Origin of the sequence: Saccharomonospora sp. CUA-673, from assembly GCF_001942305.1 — a bacterium.
Taxonomy (GTDB): domain Bacteria; phylum Actinomycetota; class Actinomycetes; order Mycobacteriales; family Pseudonocardiaceae; genus Prauserella.
This window is the reverse complement of record NZ_MKKE01000025.1, coordinates 29,137-48,352: the sequence shown is the minus strand read 5'-3', so window position 1 is coordinate 48,352 and position 19,216 is coordinate 29,137. Positions and strand designations below refer to the sequence as shown.

General features: G+C 71.5%; 14 protein-coding genes and 3 pseudogenes. 3 read left to right on the top strand and 14 right to left on the bottom strand.

Features of this window, described 5'->3' with window-relative positions:
* Nucleotides 1–49 precede the first annotated feature (49 nt).
* The 12 genes and pseudogenes from BJF85_RS13280 to mftA all read right to left on the bottom strand — a co-directional run bounded on the left by BJF85_RS13280 (nucleotide 50) and on the right by mftA (nucleotide 12,614).
* Nucleotides 50–2,092, bottom strand: coding sequence for a neutral/alkaline ceramidase (locus BJF85_RS13280; RefSeq protein WP_083666344.1), 2,043 nt, complete (start codon nucleotides 2,090–2,092; stop codon nucleotides 50–52).
* 188 nt (nucleotides 2,093–2,280) lie between these two features.
* Nucleotides 2,281–3,111 (bottom strand): alpha/beta fold hydrolase, encoded by an 831-nt coding sequence (locus tag BJF85_RS13275; RefSeq protein WP_075847816.1) that lies wholly within the window; start codon nucleotides 3,109–3,111, stop codon nucleotides 2,281–2,283.
* Nucleotides 3,112–3,146: 35 nt separating this feature from the next.
* Entirely contained in the window at nucleotides 3,147–3,353 is a 207-nt protein-coding gene (locus BJF85_RS13270) for a hypothetical protein (protein WP_075847799.1), read from the bottom strand.
* Between the two features lie 3 nt (nucleotides 3,354–3,356).
* A pseudogene (locus BJF85_RS13265) lies at nucleotides 3,357–4,693 on the bottom strand (class I SAM-dependent methyltransferase).
* A gap of 7 nt (nucleotides 4,694–4,700) precedes the next feature.
* Complete coding sequence (locus BJF85_RS13260; protein WP_075847797.1) at nucleotides 4,701–6,131, bottom strand: FAD-binding oxidoreductase; 1,431 nt, start codon at nucleotides 6,129–6,131, stop codon at nucleotides 4,701–4,703.
* 132 nt (nucleotides 6,132–6,263) lie between these two features.
* Nucleotides 6,264–7,115: an SAM-dependent methyltransferase gene (locus BJF85_RS13255; protein WP_075847795.1), complete on the bottom strand. Its 852-nt coding sequence runs from the start codon at nucleotides 7,113–7,115 to the stop codon at nucleotides 6,264–6,266.
* 386 nt (nucleotides 7,116–7,501) lie between these two features.
* Nucleotides 7,502–8,836 (bottom strand): mycofactocin biosynthesis glycosyltransferase MftF, encoded by a 1,335-nt coding sequence (gene mftF, locus BJF85_RS13250; protein ID WP_075847793.1) that lies wholly within the window; start codon nucleotides 8,834–8,836, stop codon nucleotides 7,502–7,504.
* The gene (locus tag BJF85_RS13245; protein ID WP_255375606.1) at nucleotides 8,833–9,627 is read right to left on the bottom strand and encodes a mycofactocin-coupled SDR family oxidoreductase; all 795 of its coding nucleotides are present in this window, start codon (nucleotides 9,625–9,627) and stop codon (nucleotides 8,833–8,835) included. The genes mftF and BJF85_RS13245 overlap by 4 nt, the downstream gene beginning before the upstream one ends.
* Nucleotides 9,628–9,632: 5 nt before the next feature.
* Nucleotides 9,633–10,803, bottom strand: a pseudogene (gene mftD / locus BJF85_RS13240) (pre-mycofactocin synthase MftD).
* Entirely contained in the window at nucleotides 10,803–12,047 is a 1,245-nt protein-coding gene (gene mftC / locus BJF85_RS13235; RefSeq protein WP_075847791.1) for a mycofactocin radical SAM maturase, read from the bottom strand. The pseudogene mftD and the gene mftC overlap by 1 nt, the downstream one beginning before the upstream one ends.
* Entirely contained in the window at nucleotides 12,044–12,349 is a 306-nt protein-coding gene (gene mftB, locus BJF85_RS13230; RefSeq protein WP_075847789.1) for a mycofactocin biosynthesis chaperone MftB, read from the bottom strand. Before mftB ends, mftC begins: the two co-directional genes overlap by 4 nt.
* Nucleotides 12,350–12,458: 109 nt before the next feature.
* On the bottom strand, nucleotides 12,459–12,614 hold the full coding sequence (gene mftA / locus BJF85_RS13225; protein ID WP_075847787.1) for a mycofactocin precursor MftA: 156 nt from the start codon (nucleotides 12,612–12,614) through the stop codon (nucleotides 12,459–12,461).
* A gap of 65 nt (nucleotides 12,615–12,679) precedes the next feature.
* On the opposite strand from mftA, the gene mftR reads away from it, so the two are divergent.
* The 3 genes from mftR (at nucleotide 12,680) to BJF85_RS13210 (ending at nucleotide 16,133) form a co-directional block, all read left to right on the top strand.
* Nucleotides 12,680–13,297, top strand: coding sequence for a mycofactocin system transcriptional regulator (mftR, locus tag BJF85_RS13220; RefSeq protein WP_075847785.1), 618 nt, complete (start codon nucleotides 12,680–12,682; stop codon nucleotides 13,295–13,297).
* A gap of 96 nt (nucleotides 13,298–13,393) precedes the next feature.
* Nucleotides 13,394–15,226: an NPCBM/NEW2 domain-containing protein gene (locus tag BJF85_RS13215; RefSeq protein ID WP_075847783.1), complete on the top strand. Its 1,833-nt coding sequence runs from the start codon at nucleotides 13,394–13,396 to the stop codon at nucleotides 15,224–15,226.
* 82 nt (nucleotides 15,227–15,308) lie between these two features.
* Nucleotides 15,309–16,133 carry an alpha/beta fold hydrolase gene (locus BJF85_RS13210; protein ID WP_075847781.1) on the top strand — a complete coding sequence of 275 codons (825 nt, stop codon included), beginning with the start codon at nucleotides 15,309–15,311 and terminating at the stop codon, nucleotides 16,131–16,133.
* 6 nt (nucleotides 16,134–16,139) lie between these two features.
* Here BJF85_RS13210 and BJF85_RS13205 read toward each other — a convergent pair whose 3' ends face one another.
* Nucleotides 16,140–16,604, bottom strand: a complete 465-nt coding sequence (locus tag BJF85_RS13205) for a GreA/GreB family elongation factor (protein WP_075847779.1) — start codon at nucleotides 16,602–16,604, stop codon at nucleotides 16,140–16,142.
* A 155-nt stretch (nucleotides 16,605–16,759) separates the two neighbouring features.
* Nucleotides 16,760–19,203 (bottom strand): annotated as a pseudogene (locus BJF85_RS13200) (Tex family protein); the annotation flags it as partial.
* Nucleotides 19,204–19,216 lie beyond the last annotated feature (13 nt).

The following is a 19,216-nucleotide window of genomic DNA, read 5'->3' as shown; positions in this document are numbered from 1 at the left end:
CGGGTGCCCAGCCCCGGTCGACGGCTCGGTCGACGGCTCGGCCGACGACTCAGCCGACGTCGAAGGCCTTCGTCACCCCGGTGAACGGGGAGATCCCGCCCAGGGCGCTCTTGGCGTCGCCCTGGTAGCGGATGCGGTAGCTGCCCTCGGCGTCGTCCGGGGTCCGCCAGCTGATCGTGACGTGCGAGGCCGCGATGCCGCGCCGTTTCCACGCGAAGCTGGTGGACCAGTCGTGGTCGTCGGCCACCGTCACCCACGCGCGCCCGTTCCACCGCTGCACCTCGAGGAACGTGCCGCCGCGCCGCAGGTCGTTGCTCGGATGGGCGCCCGCGAACGTCGCGCTCACCTCGTCCCCGGCCGCGTACTCGGCGGCAGGCGGTTCCAACACGTCACCGAAGTCCCTGCCGAGCGGCGGCGCGTCCACCAGCACGCCCGGCTGCAGCCGCAGCTGCTTGCCGGACAGATCGGCGGGCGTGTCGCCGATCGGCACGTTCTTGCCGTCGCGCATCGCGGTCGCGAGGCCGTGCGCGGTCTGCTGCAGCGCCGGCAGCTGCCACCGGCCGAACAGGGTGCTGCCGCCCTCGTAGTGCTGGGCGTCGTACTCCTCCGGCGTGGTCACGTAGTGGAAGTAGGCGTTGCTGAAGCCCGCCACGAGGACGTTGTCCAGATCGGCTCCGACGGCGTCGGCGACCGTCTGCCGCAGCCGCAACCCGGACGCCACCGTCGCCTCACCCGGCACGCCGACCAGATACAGCTCGCCGACCCGCATCAGCTGGACGGGGAACTTCTCCTGCACCCACGGGTAGATGCGGTTCATCGCGCCGATCGGGGCGAACACGCCCTTCGGCGCCTGGCAGGCCTCCAGCTGCGGCGACGCCTGATAGAGCACCGAATGCGAGATCGCGTCCCACAGCGGGTTGTCGCCCTCGCCGAACCCGGGGAACGCCGGCCCGTCCTCGGTACTGCCTGCAGCCATGGCCGCGCCGACCGCCGGTGTGCACGTGCGGTGGGTGCGCCCGTCGCCCGTGAACTCGGGTCGCACCTCCACATCGGACAGATCGACGTAGACGATGCGGGAGTCGACACCGCCCGACAGCTGCGTGCCGGTCGCGTCGAGCTGGCGCGCGGCGGCCTCGTACTGCCGCTGGCCGTTCTCCCGCGTCCGATCGAAGTCCTCGGGCGTGGTGGGCGGGGTCAGGTCGAGGTTCGGCGAGACGTCACCGGGATTGGTCTGGGCGAACGCCGCGACGAACGGGTCACCGCCGTTGCTGTTGTTGCCGTTGCGTTCCTGCTCCCACCGGTAGGCGGCGTAGCCCTTGTTGTCGCCGCTGATCAGCCGGTTGTCGCCGGACATGCTGGTGGCGTGGCTGGCGAACCAGTTGATCGCGCCGACCGGCTCGCCCTCGCGTTCGACGCGCAGCAGCGAGGTCTGCGGGTCGATGCCCTCGGGCAGCCGGGCCTTGTCCTCGTCGGGGTTGCGCTCGAACGCCTCGCGCGAGCGGTTCACACCGGCGTCGGCGAGCTCGTCGTGGGTGAGCGTCAACGAGCCGGGTGCGAGGTCGGAGTGCGCCGCCTCGACCGATTCGACGATGCCGTCGACCATGGCGTCGAACGTCTTGTCGTGGAACCCGAGCGTGGTGACGTTGTACAGCAGGTGATGGGAGTGGCCGCCCGGTCCGGCGTGCGTGTGGGTCGCGGTCAGCAGCACGTTGCGCTCGGTGTAGGTGTCGCCGTAGCGCTCGGCGAGCCGGCTCAGCACCTCCTGGCGCACGCTGTCGAAGATCATGGCGGCGTCGACGACCACCATCAGCACGCGTTCCGAGGTCTCCGGATCGGCGACGACGAACGACCGTGCGTGCAGCCGGTTGTGCATACCGGCGGCCTGCTGGTCGATGCGGCCGTAGCCCATCATGCCGATCTCGGCGATCTCGCCGGTCGCGTCCGCGATGCCGCGGCCGACGAGGTAGGGCTCGGCCGCGCGCGGCTCCTCGCGTCCCTCCGGTTCCGCGCCCGGCTCGGCGCCCCTCGCGGGCGTCGCGGTGAGCAGGGACGAGCCGATGGCCACCGTCGTGAGCAGAGCCAGCGCGCGCATTCTCATCGAAACCCCAACCCGCCTAACATGAAGGAAATTCAAATCTCCTGGGGGTGACCTTCCGCGTTCGGGACCGTGAACGCAAGAAAAATCGCGCGGCTTGCTCCGATCCGGTTACCTCGGAGCGGCCCGGACCAGGCGGGAGTCGGCCGGGCCAGACAGCGGCGGGCGGGGTGTCGGGCGGCCGGTCAGCGCCGGTTCAGGTGGTCCAGCAGCAGTGCCGTGAGCTGCTCGGGCGCTTCCTCCGGCACCCAGTGCGTCACGTCCTCGAGCATCTGGAACTCGTACGGACCGCTCACCCAGTCGCCGGTGGCCAGCGCGGCCGTCGACCCGAACGCCACGTCCTCGGTGCTCCACACGTACAGCGTCGGCACGGTGACCTCGCCCATCCGCTCCTTCGGGTTCGGCGCCCGGTACCAGTTGAGCGCCGCCGTCAGGGCACCCGGTTCGGACAACCGCTCGACGTAGTCGTCGACGTGTCCGCGCGGCACCTTCCACTCGTACATTCGGCGTAGCGCGTCCGCGTCGTCGGCCAACATGCGCTGCTCGGTGCGGGAGCTCTGCCAGTCGCGCATGTACTGCGAGCGCAGCGCCTGGTCCTCGTCCTCCCGCAGCGCCCGGCCGAGCGCCCGGGGATGCGGGGTGGACACGGCCGTCAGGCTGCGCAACCGGTCGGGATGCCGGTCGGCGGTCCACCACGCGACCGCGCCGCCCCAGTCGTGGCCGACGAGGTCGAATCGCGACCACTCCAACGCATCCGCCATCGCGACGACGTCGCCGACCAGCTCGTCCATCGCGTACGCCGCGACGTCGTCCGGGCGGACGCCGGGGGAGCAGCCCCGCTGGTCGGGGGCCACGGCCCGGAAGCCCTCCGCGCCCAGCCGCGCGACCTGGTGTTCCCATTCGATCGCCGCCTCGGGGAAACCGTGCAGCAGCAGAACCGGACGTCCGTCGTGCGGACCGGCCGCGATCGCGTCGAAATCGCCCGCCGGCGTGGGGATGCTCAGATGCTCGGTCACGCCCGCACGGTAGCCGATCCCGCCGACAATCCGGTTCACTCCCGTTCCGTGCGCCGCACCGCTCGCCGCAGCAGATAGGGGATCGCGACGAGGACCGCCAACGGTGTGGGCGCACCCTCGAACACCAGCCGCGTCCATTCCCGCGGCGACCGTGTGCGGGCCGCCGGGGTCGGCACACGGAACGCGGAGGCGTAGTCGGCCGCGTCCGGTGCGGCACCGGTCTGGGGCGGTGGCACGCGCACGGCTCACACTCCCCAGTCCGGGCGCAGCGGCATCGATGCCTCGCCCGCCGCGTCGGGTTTCACGCCGAGCACCTGCTGCAGTTCGAGCTCGTGACGTTCGAACGACAGCCGCGAGGCCGCCATGTACAACGCCCACACGCGCGCCCGCTGGAGGCCGGCCTCGGCGACCGCGGCGTCCCAGTGCGTGTCGAGGTTGGCGCACCACGCGGCGAGCGTGCGGGCGTAGTGCTCGCGCAGGTTCTCCGAGTGACGGACCTCGAAGCCGTTGTCCTGCATGGCCGACACGATCGTGCCGACTCCCTCGAGCTCGCCGTCGGGGAAGACGTACCGGTCGATGAACGGGCCCGTCCGGTGCGCGTCGTAGGTGTGCGGCCGCACGATGCAGTGGTTCAACAACCGCCCGCCCGTCCGCAGTTTCGCGTGCAGGAAGCGGAAGTACGCCGGCAGGTTGCGCGCGCGACGTGCTCGGTCAGACCGATCGAGGACACCGCGTCGAACCCGGACTCGCCGACGTCGCGGTAGTCCAGATGACGGACCTCGGCGCTATCGGCCAGGCCGCGCTCCCGCAGATCCCGCTGCGCCCACTCGGCCTGCTGCCGCGACAGGGTCACGCCGAGGGCTCGCACGCCGTAGTGCTCGGCCGCGTGCGCCACCATGCCGCCCCAGCCGCAGCCGACGTCCAGCAGCCGCATTCCCGGTTTCAGGCCGAGCTTGCGGCACACGAGGTCGAACTTGTGGGCCTGCGCCTGCTCGAGGGTCGCCGACCCGTCGGGATAACAGGCGCAGGTGTAGGCCATCGACGGACCCAGCACCAGCTCGTAGAAGCGATTCGACACGTCGTAGTGCCGGGAGATCGCGTCGCTGTCGCGCGCCTTGGAATGCCGCAGCCCGCGGGCGGTCCGGCGCAGCCGCGACGGGGCCTCCTCGACCGGGATCGGCACCGGCCGCAGCCGGTCGGTGAAATCGCGCGCCAGCCGGGCCAGCAGCCACAACCGGTCCGCCGTGGTGAGCCGTTCGGCCGCCGCCGTGCCTTCCCGCAGGATCGCGTGCAGATCGCCCGTGACGTCGAGGTGTCCCGTGACGTACGCCCGCGCCACGCCGAGTTCGTTGGGCGAGGTCAGTACGTAACTCATGGCGGTCGGCGTGCGGATGTGCAGGCGCAGCGGGCCGTCCGGGTCGCCGACGACCGTGCCGTCGAACGCCGTCACGGTCAGCGGCGGGTCGGCGCCGAGGGCGCGGCGCAGGATCGCGGTGAGCGCCGTGCCCGCGGTCGCTGTCGTTCCGGTGGTCGTGCCGTGCCCCGTTCCGCGTTCTGTGGTGTCCGTTGTGGACGCGCGCATGGCTTCCTCACCTCGCTTGGACGCACTTGGCGTACAGGTCCAGCAATCTCCCGTTCGGGTCGTACCGGCGTTTCAGGGCGTGGTACGTCGAGCCTGCGTCGTCGTCGCCCTCGTCGTCGTCGGTACCGCCGCCGTAGAGCCGCCAGAATGTGTCCCGGTCGTAGAAACTCTCCGAGTACAGGGATTTCCTCCCGCCGAGTTCCGTAACCACCGATTCCACCCGACGGTTGTGCGAGCCCTGCGCCTCACCGGGCGCGAGCGGCACGGTGCCCCAGAATCCGACGTTGACGTACAGCTCGTCCGGGTCGAGGTCGTACAGCGGCCATCGGCGCCGATCCCGGTTCTGCAGGGGACAGACCCAGATCGGGGACAGCGGGATCTCCCGGTGCAGGAACGCGAGGAACGCTTCGGCGTGCCGGGCGGGCACCTCGATGTCCTGCATCACCGCCTCGCGCTCCGGGCGGCCGAACAGGCGCCGGACGCGCGCCAGGATGCCGTACCGGCGTTCGGCGGCGACGACCTTCCAGTACACATCGGAACGCAGCAGCCGCGGCCCGGCGAGCAGGCGCACGAGCCGGTTCTGCGCCCCGAGGGCCCGCGAGCACCAGAACCAGTCGGTGTCCCACCGCCACAGGTAGTCGCGGATCGGCAGGTGATCGACCGACTTCTCCCGGATCGAGCGGTAGTAGATGTCGAGCCACGTGTAGTCGCCGATCGCGTCGGCGTCGTCGGGTTCGCCGGTGAAGGAGGCCAGCGTCAGGTACATCTCGTGCGGGCCGAACACCGTGCCGTCGACGAAGTCGGCCTCCCGGTCCCGGCAGGCGCTCCGGAGTCGTTCGACGAAGCGCCGCCGATCGGAGAAGTGCACGTGCTCGAGCCGCACGTACGGGCGCACCGGGGCCAGTTCGATGCGCAGGCGCAGCGCGTATCCCAGCGTGCCGTAGGAGTTGGGGAAACCGTGGAACAGGTCGCGGTGCTCGCCGTCCGGGGTCGCCGTGACGACGTCGCCCGCACCGGTGAGGATGTCCATCTCCAGCACCGACTCGTGCGGCATGCCCGCGCGGAACGACGACGACTCGATGCCGAGCCCCGTGACCGCCCCGCCCAACGTGATCGTCTTGAGCTGCGGAACGACCAGCGGCATCAGCCCGTGCGGCAGCGTGGCGTCGACGAGCCGTTCGTAGGTGACCATGCCCTCGACGTCCGCGGTGCGGGTCTGCGGGTCGACCGACAGGACGTGGTCGAAGTCCGACACGTCGAGCCCCGCCGGTGCCCGCCGAGTGCGCGGGCGGAACAGGTTCGACGTGCGTTTCGCCAGGCGCACCGGCGTCCCGGCCGGGATCTCCGCCAGCCGGGCGCGCAGGGTCGCGACGCGCTCGGCGTAGCCGGCGTGTCCCGCGTGACCCGGCCCCGTGGGGGCGGCGGCACCGAAGGCCATCCACCCATGATCGCCCTGTTCGGCCCGGTGTGCCAGTGGATTCCGGCACTCAGGGGAACAACACGGCGACGCGGGATGCCAACACGGCGTCGTGAGGTGCTGACACGGCGACGTGGGGTGCTGACACGCGGGTTACGGTTTGCGGGCCACTCCGCCGATGACGCGGGATTCCGACGGGGTCTTCGCGAACAGGGTGTCGGCGTCCGGGCGCCACGCGGGCGCGTACACCAGGCCCGGCTCGACCAGCTCGAAGTCGCCGAAGAATCGCGCGAACTCCTCGGACGTGCGCAGCTGGCCCGGGTTCGTCGTGTTCTCGTAGTAGTCGGCCAGGTCCTCGAGGGCCTGGCGCTCGGCGTCGCTCGTCGGGTTCTCGTTGGTCATCTGCGAGAGCACCAGCAGGGAGCCCGACGGCAGGTGGTCGCGGTAGAACTCGAGCAGCCGGTCGGGGTCGCGGGCGTCCTTGACGAAGTGCAGCACCGCGTTGACCAGCAGGGCGACCGGCTCGTCGCGGTCGATGAGCTTGGTGGCCATGACCCGTGACCACAGCTCGTCGGGGTCCATGAGGTCGGCCGCGATGGCGATGTGCCGCTCGGGATCGGCCGTGTCGGCCAACAGCATCGCCGAATGCGTCAGGGCGATCGGCTCGTTGTCGGTGTAGACGACGCGCGTGTCGTGGGCGGGCCGGGCCTCGTCGGCGACCTCGTGCACGTTGCCCGCGGTCGGCAGGCCGGAACCGAGGTCGACGAACTGCCGGATGCCCGCCTCTCCGGCGAGCCAGCGCACGGTGCGGCCGAGGAACTGCCGGCTCGTACGGCAGTACTCGCCGAGCAACGGGATGCGCTCGCGGGCCTTCTCGGCGAATGCCCGGTCGATGGCGTAGTTCGTGTCGCCGCCGATGAAGTAGTCGTAGATCCGGGCAGCGGACGGCTTGTCCAGGCTCTCCTCGATGGCGCGCAACGCGCTGTCGCGGTCTGTGCTGCTCAACGCACGTCTCCTTCGTCGGCCGGCGGGGCACCGGTGATGATCGCATCCCCGGAATGATTGACGGCACCCGATTCGGGGAATCTCCGGCGACCGCATGGACGGATACGCGAGGTATGGACCGCGCTGCACCGCGTCGGTGTGCGGTGGTACGGTCCCCGGGAGACGCGATGACCGGGCAGGAATCGGGGGACACGATGATCAGGCGCGATCGGGAGCTGCTCGCCGATCTGTCCGCGGTGAACACGTGGTTGGGCGAGGCCGTCGTGGACCTGCTCGCCCGGCAGGACGGCGGCGAGCTGCCGCCGGACGGGCTACGGGTGCTCGGCGAGCATCTGCACCGGCTCGGCATGCGGCTGCAGCACCGGGCGGCGCAGTTGGACAGTCGCCTAGCGGCCCCGACCCTGGGCGAAGGGGCGCTCGGTGAACTGGGGCAGCAGGGGAGTTGCGGTGCGGTGTCGCACGCAGCCGGTCCACACGCCGGCGCCGTAGGCGAGGTCGTCGGCGATCCGCAGCGCGAGCCGCCCGGGTGAGGCGGTCTGCACGGCGAACGGCGTGTACGCCGCGGCCAGTACCCGGCGTCCGCGCCGGGATGGCAACAGCAAAGGCCACCACACGCGCCGTGAGGCCGCCGCGAGCAACCGGCCCGCGCCGAGCTGGCCGCGGGCCGCGAGCCGCACGACCTCCTCGGTCGGGACGTCGCGGGTGGACGTCGTCAGTCTGCGGGTGAGGATCGCGGTCGCCGCGGCGGCGACCGCGACGGCCGGCAGCGGACGTCCGAGGGCCGCCAGGGCCCACGCCGCCGTCGTCCACGCCGACACGCGCGCGGGCGCGAGCCGTTCCGGATGCCGTTCCGACAGCGGCGCCGCCGACGTGCCGTAGTCGAACCGCTGCCGCAACCACGACGTCACCGTCGGACGTGGTTCGTGGCGGACGATCGACGCCGGTTCGTAGCGCACCGCGCCGACGTCGAGCAGGCGCCACACCAGGTCGACGTCCTCGCCGTAGCGCAACTCCTCGTCGAAACCGTTCGTCGTGGCCAGGGCGCTGCGGCGCACCACGAGCGCCGCGGTCGGCACGTAGCTGACCTTGCTCATCGGCCGTACCGGAGCCGGATTCGTCCCGAGGTCCAAACTGGACTGTTCGAGTTCGTAGCGGGCGAGCAGGCCGTCGCCGGGCGAGCTCTGCACCCGCGGCGCTACGGCCACCACCGACGGGTCGCTGAAGTGCGGCAACAGCCATTCGAGCCAGCCGGGCTCGGGGATCGTGTCGGCGTCGAGGAACGCCACGAACTCGGTGCGCGCTGCCCGCCAGCCGGCATTGCGAGCGGCGGCGGGGCCTCGCGGCTCGTCGTGGCGCACCGTCGCGTCCGGCACCGGGACGTGCGACCCGTCGTCGACGACGATGCGCGCGCCGCAGTCGCCGGTCGCGTCGAGGATCCGGGCGAGGCGGTCGGCGTCGTCCTTGACCGGGACGACGATCGTCACGTCGGCCGCCTCGGGCCCGGCGGGCGGCTTCGGGTGCAGAATGCCCGCGTCGACGAGTTTGCGGGCCAAACGGATCTGCCCGGGCGAATCGGTCAGCGGCTCCCCGGACGTCCAGTTGTCGAGCATCCGGGTGCCCGCCGAACCCAGTCGGACGAGCCGTAGCGGCGAACCGCCGATCACGACGGGACCCGTGCGGCGCGCTGCGACGTCGAGGGTGAACCGCGTGCCTGGCTTCACGGCTGGAAACCTCCGTCGGCGTGGACGACCGAACCGGTGATCGCCGAGGACTCCGTCGAGCACAGGAATGCGACGACGGCGGCGATCTCATCCGGATCGAGGAGCCGCTCGTGCAGCTGGTGCCGGGCGAACTCCTCCATACTCTCCAGATCGTAGAGGCGGGCCGTTTCGGTGAGGAGGTCGGTGCGGGTCGATCCCGGCGACACCGCCGTCGCGCACACGCCCGTGCCGCGCAGGTCGGCGGCCAGGCCCTTGATCAGCCCGACCACGGCGTGCTTCGCCGCGTTGTACCCGGCCAGATGCCACAGCCCGTGATGGGCCGCGGCGGAGGCGAGTGCGACGAACCGTCCGCGCGGCGACCGCAGCAGTGCGGGCACGGCCGCGCGCGCCAGGTTCGCCACCCCCGTGACGCCCGTGTCGAACAACGCCGACCACTCCGTGTCCGAGGTCTCCCACAGCGGTGTGCCGCCCGCGATCACCGCGGCGCAGGCCACCGCCGCGTCCAGGCCGCCGAACTCGGCCTCCGCCGTCGCGACCGCCGCGCGCAGGGCCTCGACGTCGCGCACGTCGGCCACGACGTCGAGCACCGCGCCCGGGAACTCGGCGGCCACAGTGGACAGTTGCTCCCGAGTGCCCAGCGGGTGCGGTGCGGCCGGCGGGGTGTCGCCGATGTCGACGGCCACCACCCGCCAGCCGGCCGAGGCGAGCCGGCGGGTGGTGGCGGCGCCGATACCGCGCGCCGCCCCGGTGACCAGTGCGACGCCGGCACGGTCCACGGCGGCGCTGTCCACCGGCGTCACAGTCCTCGGGTGAAGTCGGCAGGCACGACGACGTCACCGGCGTCGAGGTCGTCGATCGAGGCCTTGCCGAGTCCGTACAACGTGCTGTCGATGCCCTGTCGCAGGATCTCCAGCACGTTGTGCACACCCTGCTCGCCGCCCGCGGCCAGGCCCCACAGGTAGGCCCGCCCGATCATGACGGCGTCCGCGCCCAGCGCGAGTGCCTTGACGACGTCGCTGCCGCGGCGGATGCCGCCGTCCAGCAGCACCTCGACCTGCCCGCCGACGGCCTCGGCGACCCCGGGCAGCGCGCGGATCGAGGCCGGGGTGGAGTCGAGGTTGTTGCCGCCGTGGTTGGACACCGAGATCGCGCTCGCCCCGATGTCGACCGCACGTTTGGCGTCGTCGGGGCGGTAGACGCCCTTGACGACGAACGGGCCGTCCCACCGGCTGCGCAGCCACTCCAGGTCCTCCCACGACGGCGGCGGGGTGCCCATCCACTCGCCGTAGGCGTCGAAGAAGCCCGGACCTGCTGACCGCGCGGCACGATGTTGGGAGTGGTCAGGTCGGGCAGTTTTCCGGAGCGCAGGTACCCGGCGAGCCAACGCGGTTTCCGCAGCACCTGCGGGGCGAAGGTCATCGCCGTCTTCAGGTCGATCTTCGCCGGGATCGGCGGGGAGCCCCAGTCCCGGGCCGTGGCGAACACCCAGTCGAGCGTCACGATCAACGCCTTGGCGCCCGCCTGCGCCGCCCGGTCCATGCGGGCGAGCATGTCGTCGCGGCTGCCCTGCCAGTAGATCTGGAAGAACGTGTCGCCGCCCGCGGCCACGACCTCCTCGACGGGTTTCGACCCGAACGAGCTCAGCCCGATCGCCGTGCCCGACCGGGCCGCGCCCCGCGCGACGGCGACCTCACCGTCGGGGTGCACCGCCTGCACCCCGTCGGCGAGACGAGCACGGGAAGCGAGATGTCGACCCCGAGGACCGTCGTCGCCTGACGGCGTTCGGCGGGCAGATCGGCGATCCGCGGGCGCAGCCCGAGTTCGCCGAACGCGGCCGTGTTGTCGGCGAGCGTGCCGCCCGCCTCCGACCCGGCGTGCAGGGCCAGGAACACCGACGACGGCAGCGTCCTGCGCGCCCGCTCGCGCGCCTCGGCGACCGTTTCGAACCAGTCTTTCGTGCTGGCCATCAGTGCTCCCCGGTCGCTGCTGTCGTCGCTGTCGTCGCCGCGCGGGGCGTGGGCATGCCGGCGAGCGGGCTCGTGTCGCAGGCCCGGTCGGGCAGGCGTTCCGGTTCGGGCGGACCCCACCCGATCGCGACCGGCACGCCCGTCTGCTTCTTCCGCCCGGTGCGGGAGTGGTCCTTGTCCGGGGCCGGTTTCGCGCCCGCGCCGACGAGTTCGAGCGCCCGCTCGCCGTTGCCCTTGACGCACTCCGGATCCGGGCCGTCCAGCGGCAGGCCGGTGAAGAACTTCGCCGCCATGCACCCGCCCTGGCACGAGTCGTAGGCCGAGCAGGAGGTGCACGCCCCGCCGGTCTGCGGTTCACGCAGCCGGGCGAACAGCTCGGACTCGCGCCACACGGCGGTGAATCCGCCCTCGTCGCGCACATTGCCGGCCAGGAACTCGTCGTGGATCGCGAACGGGCAGGCGTAGACGTCGCCGACCGGGTCGATCAGGCACACCACCCGGCCCGCGCCGCACAGGTTCAGCCCCGGCAACGGGGTCGAGCCCAGCGCGTTGAGGTGGAAGAACGAGTCCCCGGTCAGCACGTCCTCGCCGTGGGCAACGAGCCAGTCGTACAGCTCGAGCTGCTGGTCCTGGGTGGGGTGCAGCTCGTCCCACGTGTCGGCGCCGCGGCCGGACGGACGCAGCCGCGTGATGCGCAGCTGCGCGTCGAACTCGTCGGCGATGCGCTTGAACTCGTCCAGTTGGCCGATGTTGTGCCGGGTCATGACCACGCTGATCTTGAACCCGGTGAACCCGGCATCGCGCAGATTGCGCATCGCGGTCATGGTCGTGTCGAACGACCCCGCACCGCGGACCGGGTCGTTGACCTCGGGCGTGGCGCCGTCGAGCGAGAGCTGCACGTCGACGTAGTCGGCGTCGGCGAGCCACCGCGCGCGTTCGGGCGTGATCCGCACGCCGTTGGTGGAGAACTTGACGCCCACCTGGTGATCGACGGCGTACTCGACGATCTCCCAGAAATCCGAACGGATCGTCGGCTCACCACCGCCGATGTTGACGTAGAACACCTGCAGCCGCTGCAGTTCGTCGACGACGGCCTTGCATTCCGCTGTGGACAGCTCACGGGGATCGCGGCGGCCGGACGACGAAAGACAGTGCACGCACGACAGGTTGCAGGCGTAGGTCAGCTCCCACGTCAGGCAGATGGGTGCGTCGAGGCCGCTCTGGAAATGGTCCACGAGTTTCATGACTCACCTCGGTCCTCGATCGTGCCCGCGGACGCCAGGCCCGCGAGGGCGGACAGGTACCGGTCGTGCTCGGCGTCGGGCACCTCGGCCGCGGCCAGCGCCTGGCGGGCGTCGGGTGCCTCGTCCAGCGCGCGGACGACGTCGACGAGCAGCCGGGTCTTCAGGAAGGACAGTTTCCGGGTGGTGAAGTCGTACACGAGCGCCCCGAACGGTTCCGGCCGCAGAGCGACACTCGGCGAGAGCCGATACGGCCGGTCCGGGGCGAATGCCTCAGTGTTCGATTCCGGGAGAGGCCCATTCACCTCTGGCGATTCGGTACCACTCGTACGCGTGGCACCTGCGTCTGGCGGCTGCGAGCCACCTTCCGCAGGGCTCCAGGTGGCCCGATCCGCCAGACGGTGAATGCCCCTCTCAGTAGACACCGCACATTCCGTCGATGGAGACCTCTTCGACCAGCAGGTCCTCGTCGACGATGTGGTCGAGTTCGGTGTCGGTTCCCCCGTCGGGTCCGCTGCCTTCGGTCGGATCGGCCTCGAGCACGGCGGTGCGGATAGGGGTGTCCGGCATGGCAAGCTCCTTGTCACGTCGTTGTGTGGGCCAGTGCACACCACAATAATGACACCGGGTGCCAAATGGAAGGGGGCGGCGTGGAAGGCGGCGTCGCGAGTACTCCGGGCCGGCCCGGTCGGCGGCCGTCGACCAGTCACGGCGAACTGGAACGGGTCGCGTTCGAGCTCTTCGCCCGCACGGGTTTCGACGAGACCACGGTGGACGACATCGCGAAGGCCGCCGGCATCAGCAGACGCACCTTCTTCCGCTACTTCGACTCGAAGAACGACGTGGTGTGGGGCGCGTTCACCGAGCAGCTCGGCCACATGCGCGGGCGCTTCGCCGACCGGCCCGCCGACGAACCGCTCATGGACGCGCTGCGCGTGGTGGTCGTCGAGTTCAACCGCGTCGCTCCCGAGGAGACCGAACGACACCGCAGGCGGCTCGAGCTGATCCTGCGGGTGCCCGCATTGCAGGCCCACTCGACGCTGCGATACCGGGACTGGTGCGCCGTCGTCGCCGAGTTCGCCGCCGCGCGCCTCGGTGAGCCGGTCGACGCGCTGCGCCCGCAGGCGGTCGCGCACGCCGCACTCGGCACGGCGCTGGCCACCTACGAGCACTGGCTCGCCACGCCCGGCGTCGACCTGTGCGACGCCCTCGACGGGGCATTCACCGACCTGGCAACCGGATTCGCCTCATAGCGGACGTTCGCGACGATCCCCTCCGTTCACCCGGTGGAGGGATGAAGATCGTCTCGGTGTCGTCGGTTCGTCCGATTGCTGGGCAAGGCTGCCTCCATGTCCTCGCAGCGCCTCCACTCCTCCCGTCCCGGCAAGCACCGTCCCGGTATGCGGTTGCTCGCCGTCGTGACCGGTGCGGTCCTGTTGGCCCAGCCCGGTATCGCGACCGCGAGCGTGCCCACTACGAGCGGGGACGCGGGTGCGGCCGCCGCGGACGTCGACTATCGCCCGGGTGATCCGGGGACGACCACGTTCGACGTCTTCAGCGACATCCAGGGCCACCTGGACCCGTGGGACGACGTGCTCGCCGACGCGGCGCAGGCCGCACCCGACTCCGCCGCGACCGTGATCAACGGCGACATCGTCGACCGCGGCTACGCCGAGGAGTACGCGGAGGTCAGCGACACCATGGCCGCCCACGACCGCGACCAGCCGCTGCTGGCCACGTTCGGCAACCACGAGGCGTACGCGCCGGCGTGGTGCGACCAGGAGACGCTGTGCCAGGCGAGCTGGCCCAACGGTTTCACCCCCGACGACCTCTACGGCACCTACTTCGACTTCGCCGGCACGGACAAGGTCTACGGCGAGCGCATCGTGAACGGGGTGCCGCTGCTCGGCATCGGCCCGGACAAGCTGATGTGGTGGGAGGACGCGAACCTCGACGACCACGTGCACCTCGGCGAGGAGCAGCTGGAGTGGTTCCGCGACCGCGTCGCCACGCACAGCCGCAGCGGCACGCCGTTCTTCGTCTTCACGCACTATCCGCTGTCCGACACGGTCACCCAGTCCGACGGGGACGCGGGGCGCTACCACCTGATGGAGGCCGAGATCCGCGAGATCCTCGGCGACCACCCGCAGGCGGTGTTGATGTCCGGCCACACCCACGCCGACATCGGCGAGGACTGGTGGGCCACGCGGGTGCAGGTGCCCGGCGGCCACCCCGACGGGTTCACCGCGGTGGACAGCGGTGCGGTGTTGAACCACCAGTACATCCAGGTCACGACCGGCGCAGACGGCGCGGTGGTACGGGCACGCGACGCGAGCGACGGCAGCGTGATCAACGAGCTGACGGTCGACCGGGCGCCGCAGGGCCCCGGGAAGTCGACGGCCACGCTGGAGCCCGCGGCCGAGGTGGTCGCCCCCGGCGGATCGATCGACGTGACCGCCACGGTCGCCCACATCGGGAACGGCGCGCTCGGCGGCGCGAGCGTCGAGCTCGACCTGCCGGACGGCTGGCGCGCCGAGCAGGACACGACGCGGCCCATCGGCCCCGTCCAGCCGGGCCAGCGCGAACGGGCGACCTGGACGCTGCACGCGCCCGAGACCTCCGGCACGGACACGGTCGACGTGGTCGTGCGGGACGGTGCCGGCCGCACCGTAGCAAGGGCGAGCTCCGAGGTCGAGATCGCCGTGGCCCCGAACGGACCGACGCGGGTGTCCACGTTGCCGTGGTTGGCCGCGTCCAACACCCACGGCCCGATCGAACGCGACCGCACCAACGGCGGCCCGGCCGCCGGCGACGGCGGGCCGATCACCATGGACGGGGTCACCTACGACCACGGCCTCGGCATGCTCGCCCCGGCGTCGGCCACGATCCACACCGGTGGCGTGTGCTCCCGGCTCACCGCGACCGCCGGGCTGGACGACGTCATCCCGCAGGGATCCCAGCGCCGGCCGTTCCCGGACGGCGAAGCCGGCGACGTCGTGTTCGTCGTCGAGGCCGACGGCGAGGAGGTCTACCGCAGCGACGTCGTCCACCAGGGCGAGCCGCCGGTGTCGGTGGACGTCGCGCTCGACGGTGCCGACACGGTGAGCCTGATCGTCGAGGACGCCGACGGCAGCTCCGTCGGCGACTACGCTGACTGGGGCGCGCCGACCCTGACCTGCTGATCCGGCGCGTTCGCCCCGGGCCCCTCGGATCGGGCCCGCGGCACGGCCGGACGGGCAGGGACGGACAGGGGGAGTTGACGTCGTGGAGTTGACGGAGACGTTCGCATGGCGCGGGCGCACCGTGCGCTGGGCCCGTGCGGGCCAGGGACCGCCCGTGGTGTTCTGCCACGGAACGCCGTGGTCGTCGTGGTTGTGGGCGCCGTTCGCCGATGCGTTGTCGGCCGAGTTCACGGTGTACCTGTGGGACATGCCCGGCTACGGGGCGTCCTCGATGGACGCCGAGCACGACGTGTCCCTCGACGTGCAGGGCGAACTGCTGGTCGACCTGCTCGCGTACTGGCGGCTCGACCGGCCGCACGTGGTCGCGCACGACTACGGGGGAGCGGTGTCGCTGCGGGCGCGGCTGGTGCACGGCAGGCCGTTCGCCTCGCTCGCGCTCGTGGACGTCGTCGCGTTGGCGCCGTGGGGCTCGCCGTTCTTCCGTCAGGTGCGCGCGACGCCGGAGGCGTTCACGAACCTGCCCGCGGCCATCCACGACAACCTCGTGCGCACCTACATCGCCGGGGCGAGCCACCGCGGCCTGCGCGAGGCCGACCTCGACGCGCTCGCCCGCCCGTGGCTGGGCGAGGTGGGGCAGCAGGCGTTCTACCGGCAGATCGCGCAGGCCGACCAGCGCTACACCGACGAGGTCGAACCCCGCTACGACGAGCTCGACCTGCCCGTGCTCGTCGTGTGGGGCGGGGCGGACACGTGGATCCCCGTCGACCGGGCCCACCGGCTCGCGCAGCTGATCCCCGGCGCCGAACTCGACGTCGTCGACGGCGCGGGGCACCTCATCCAGCTCGACGAGCCGGCTCGCCTCGCGACCCGGCTGCACCGCTGGCTCACGGCCCGGGCCGGCGACTGATCGGGGTCAGGCGGGTTCGGTCAGGGACACGATCTCGGCCGTGACCTGGCCCGCGGGCGTGCGGTAGGTGATCGTGTCGCCCTTGCCGTGCCCTGCGATGGCCCTGCCCAGCGGGCTGTCGGCGGTGACGCTCGAGAACTCGTCGTCCGCCTCGGCGGCGAACGCGACGATGACCATGTCCTCGACGTCGCCGTCGGCGAACTTCAACGTCACGCGCGTGCCCGACGGCAGCAGGTTCTGGTCCTGCTCCGCGCTCGGGCCCCCGTGCAGCAGATCGGTGATCTCGGCGATCCGCCGGTCCAGCTTCGACACCGACTCGGCCCGCTCCAGCAGATCCGCCTGGTCGGCGCTGTCTCCCAGCGGATCCTCCCCCAACCGTGGGGCGAGGGATTCGCGCTGTTGCCGCAACGTCTCGAGCTCCTGCTCGAGTCGTTCGCGGGTGCCCGCGCTCATTCCTCCGGTCGACGTCATCCGGCCCTCCCTCACGTGATCCGACGACGTTCGCGCCGCGATCTACGACATTGTGAGTCCTCCGCCGCCGGCTCGCCACGTGTTAACCCGGGCGTTGCGGCGCGACGATGATCACGTGCGGGGGCCGGTGGCGACCCGGCGTGGCGGCGTTCAGCGCCGTAACCGGCCTTGCGCAGCGCGTCGGCCATCGCACCGCCCGCGGCGGACTGGCCGCCGCCCTGACGGTTCTGCCTGCCCTGCTTACCGCCGCCGCCCTTGTTGCCGCCGTTGCCGCCTCCGCCGTGACCGCCCGTGTTGCCCTGCGGGCCGGGCCGGCCGCCCTGCCTGCCACCGCCGGGACGCCGCCGCCCTGCCTGGGCTTGCCGGCCGCACCGTCGGAACCGGTGCCGGACGCGACCTCGTCGTCCAGGCGCAGCGTCAGCGAGATGCGCTTGCGCTCCACGTCGACGTCGAGGACCTTGACCTTCACCACGTCACCGGGTTTGACGACGTCCCGCGGATCGCTGACGAACTCGCGCGACATCGCCGAGACGTGCACGAGGCCGTCCTGGTGCACGCCGACGTCGACGAACGCGCCGAACGCGGCCACGTTGGTGACGACGCCCTCCAGGCGCATCCCCGGTTCGAGGTCGGCGATCTTCTCGACGCCGTCGGCGAACGTCGCGGTCGTGAACTCCGGCCGCGGGTCGCGTCCCGGCTTCTCCAACTCGACCAGGATGTCGGTCACGGTCGGCAGGCCGAACGTGTCGTCGACGAACTGCTCGGGCCGCACGCCCTTGAGCGCCCGCGCGTTGCCGATCAACTCGCTGATACCCGTGCCGGTCTCGTCGACGATGCGCCGCACCACGGGGTAGGACTCGGGGTGCACCGACGAGGCGTCGAGCGGGTCGTCGCCGTCGGTGATGCGCAGGAAGCCGGCGCACTGCTCGAACGCCTTCGGCCCGAGCCGGGCGACGCCCTTGAGTCCGTCCCGGCTGCGGAACCGGCCCGTCGAATCGCGGTGGGCCACGATGTTCTCCGCCAGCGACGTGCTGATGCCCGACACCCGGGAGAGCAGCGGCACCGATGCGGTGTTGAGATCGACGCCGACGGCGTTCACACAGTCCTCGACGACCGCGTCGAGCGAGCGTGACAGCTTCGACTCCGCCAGGTCGTGCTGATACTGACCGACGCCGATCGACTTCGGGTCGATCTTCACCAGTTCGGCCAGCGGGTCCTGGAGCCTGCGGGCGATCGACACGGCGCCGCGCAGCGACACGTCGAGATCGGGCAGCTCGCGGGCCGCGTAGGCCGACGCCGAGTACACCGACGCGCCGGCCTCCGAGACCATCACCTTGGTCAGCGACAGGTCCGACGCGGCCTTCACCAGGTCGCCGGCGAGCTTGTCGGTCTCGCGCGAGGCGGTGCCGTTGCCGATGGCGATCAGGTCGACGTCGTGCTCCCGCGCCAACCTCTCCAGCGTCGCCAGCGATTCGTCCCAGCGGGCCTGCGGCTTGTGCGGGTAGATCGTGTCGGTGGCCACGACCTTGCCGGTGGCATCGGCCACGGCCACCTTCACGCCGGTGCGGTAGCCGGGGTCGAGGCCCATCGTGGCGCGCGTGCCCGCCGGGGCGGCGAGCAGCAGGTCGCGCAGGTTCGCGGCGAACACGCGGACCGCCTCGTCCTCGGCGTTCTGCCGCAGCCGCATCCGCAGGTCGATGCCCAGGTGCAGGAGGATCTTGGTGCGCCACGCCCAGCGGACGGTGCCGGTGAGCCACGTGTCGGCGGGCCGGCCCTCGTCGGCGATGCCGAAGCGCTGCGCGATCCGCATCTCGTACTCGGTGGGGCCGGTGCGCGGCTCCTCGTCGGGACCGGCCGGCTGCTCCGGTTCGGTCGTGAGGTCGAGGATCTCCTCCTTCTCGCCGCGCAGCAGGGCCAGCACGCGGTGGGAGGGGAGCTTGGTGAGCGGCTCGGAGAAGTCGAAGTAGTCGGCGAACTTGGCGCCCTCGGTCTCCTTGCCCTGGCGGACCTTCGAGGTCATCCACCCGTGGGTCCACATGCGCTCACGCAGTTCGCCGATCAGGTCGGCGTCCTCGGCGAAGCGTTCCACGAGGATGGCCCTGGCGCCGTCGAGCGCGGCCTGGGCGTCGGCGACGCCCTTGTCGGCGTCGACGAACACGGCGGCCGCGGCCTGCGGCTCGGTCGTCGGGTCGGACAGCAGCCCGTCGGCGAGCGGTTCGAGGCCGGCCTCGCGGGCGATCTGGGCCTTGGTGCGCCGCTTCGGCTTGTACGGCAGGTAGATGTCCTCGAGGCGCGCCTTGGTGTCGGCGGCCATGATGCTGGCCTTGAGCTCGTCGTCGAGCTTGCCCTGCGAGTCGATCGACTCGAGGATCGCCGTCCGTCGTTCCTCGAGTTCGCGCAGGTAGCGCAGGCGTTCCTCGAGGGTGCGCAGCTGCGTGTCGTCGAGGGTGCCGGTCACCTCCTTGCGGTACCTGGCGATGAAGGGCACGGTCGCCCCGTCGTCGAGCAACGCGACAGCGGACTGGACCTGACCGGGAGCGACACCGAGCTCGTCGGCGATCTTCTGGGGGATGGACACCGTCTGAACCACGAACGGCATTGTGCCCTGCCGG

Bases quoted from the DNA above. Each gene is read 5' to 3' on its own strand.
- BJF85_RS13280 (WP_083666344.1), bottom strand. From the start codon at position 2,092: ATGCGCGCGCTGGCTCTGCTCACGACGGTGGCCATCGGCTCGTCCCTG.
- BJF85_RS13260 (WP_075847797.1), bottom strand. From the start codon at position 6,131: ATGGCCTTCGGTGCCGCCGCCCCCACGGGGCCGGGTCACGCGGGACAC.
- mftC (WP_075847791.1), bottom strand. From the start codon at position 12,047: ATGAAACTCGTGGACCATTTCCAGAGCGGCCTCGACGCACCCATCTGC.
- mftA (WP_075847787.1), bottom strand. From the start codon at position 12,614: ATGCCGGACACCCCTATCCGCACCGCCGTGCTCGAGGCCGATCCGACC.
- mftR (WP_075847785.1), top strand. From the start codon at position 12,680: ATGGAAGGGGGCGGCGTGGAAGGCGGCGTCGCGAGTACTCCGGGCCGG.
- BJF85_RS13215 (WP_075847783.1), top strand. From the start codon at position 13,394: ATGTCCTCGCAGCGCCTCCACTCCTCCCGTCCCGGCAAGCACCGTCCC.
- BJF85_RS13205 (WP_075847779.1), bottom strand. From the start codon at position 16,604: ATGACGTCGACCGGAGGAATGAGCGCGGGCACCCGCGAACGACTCGAG.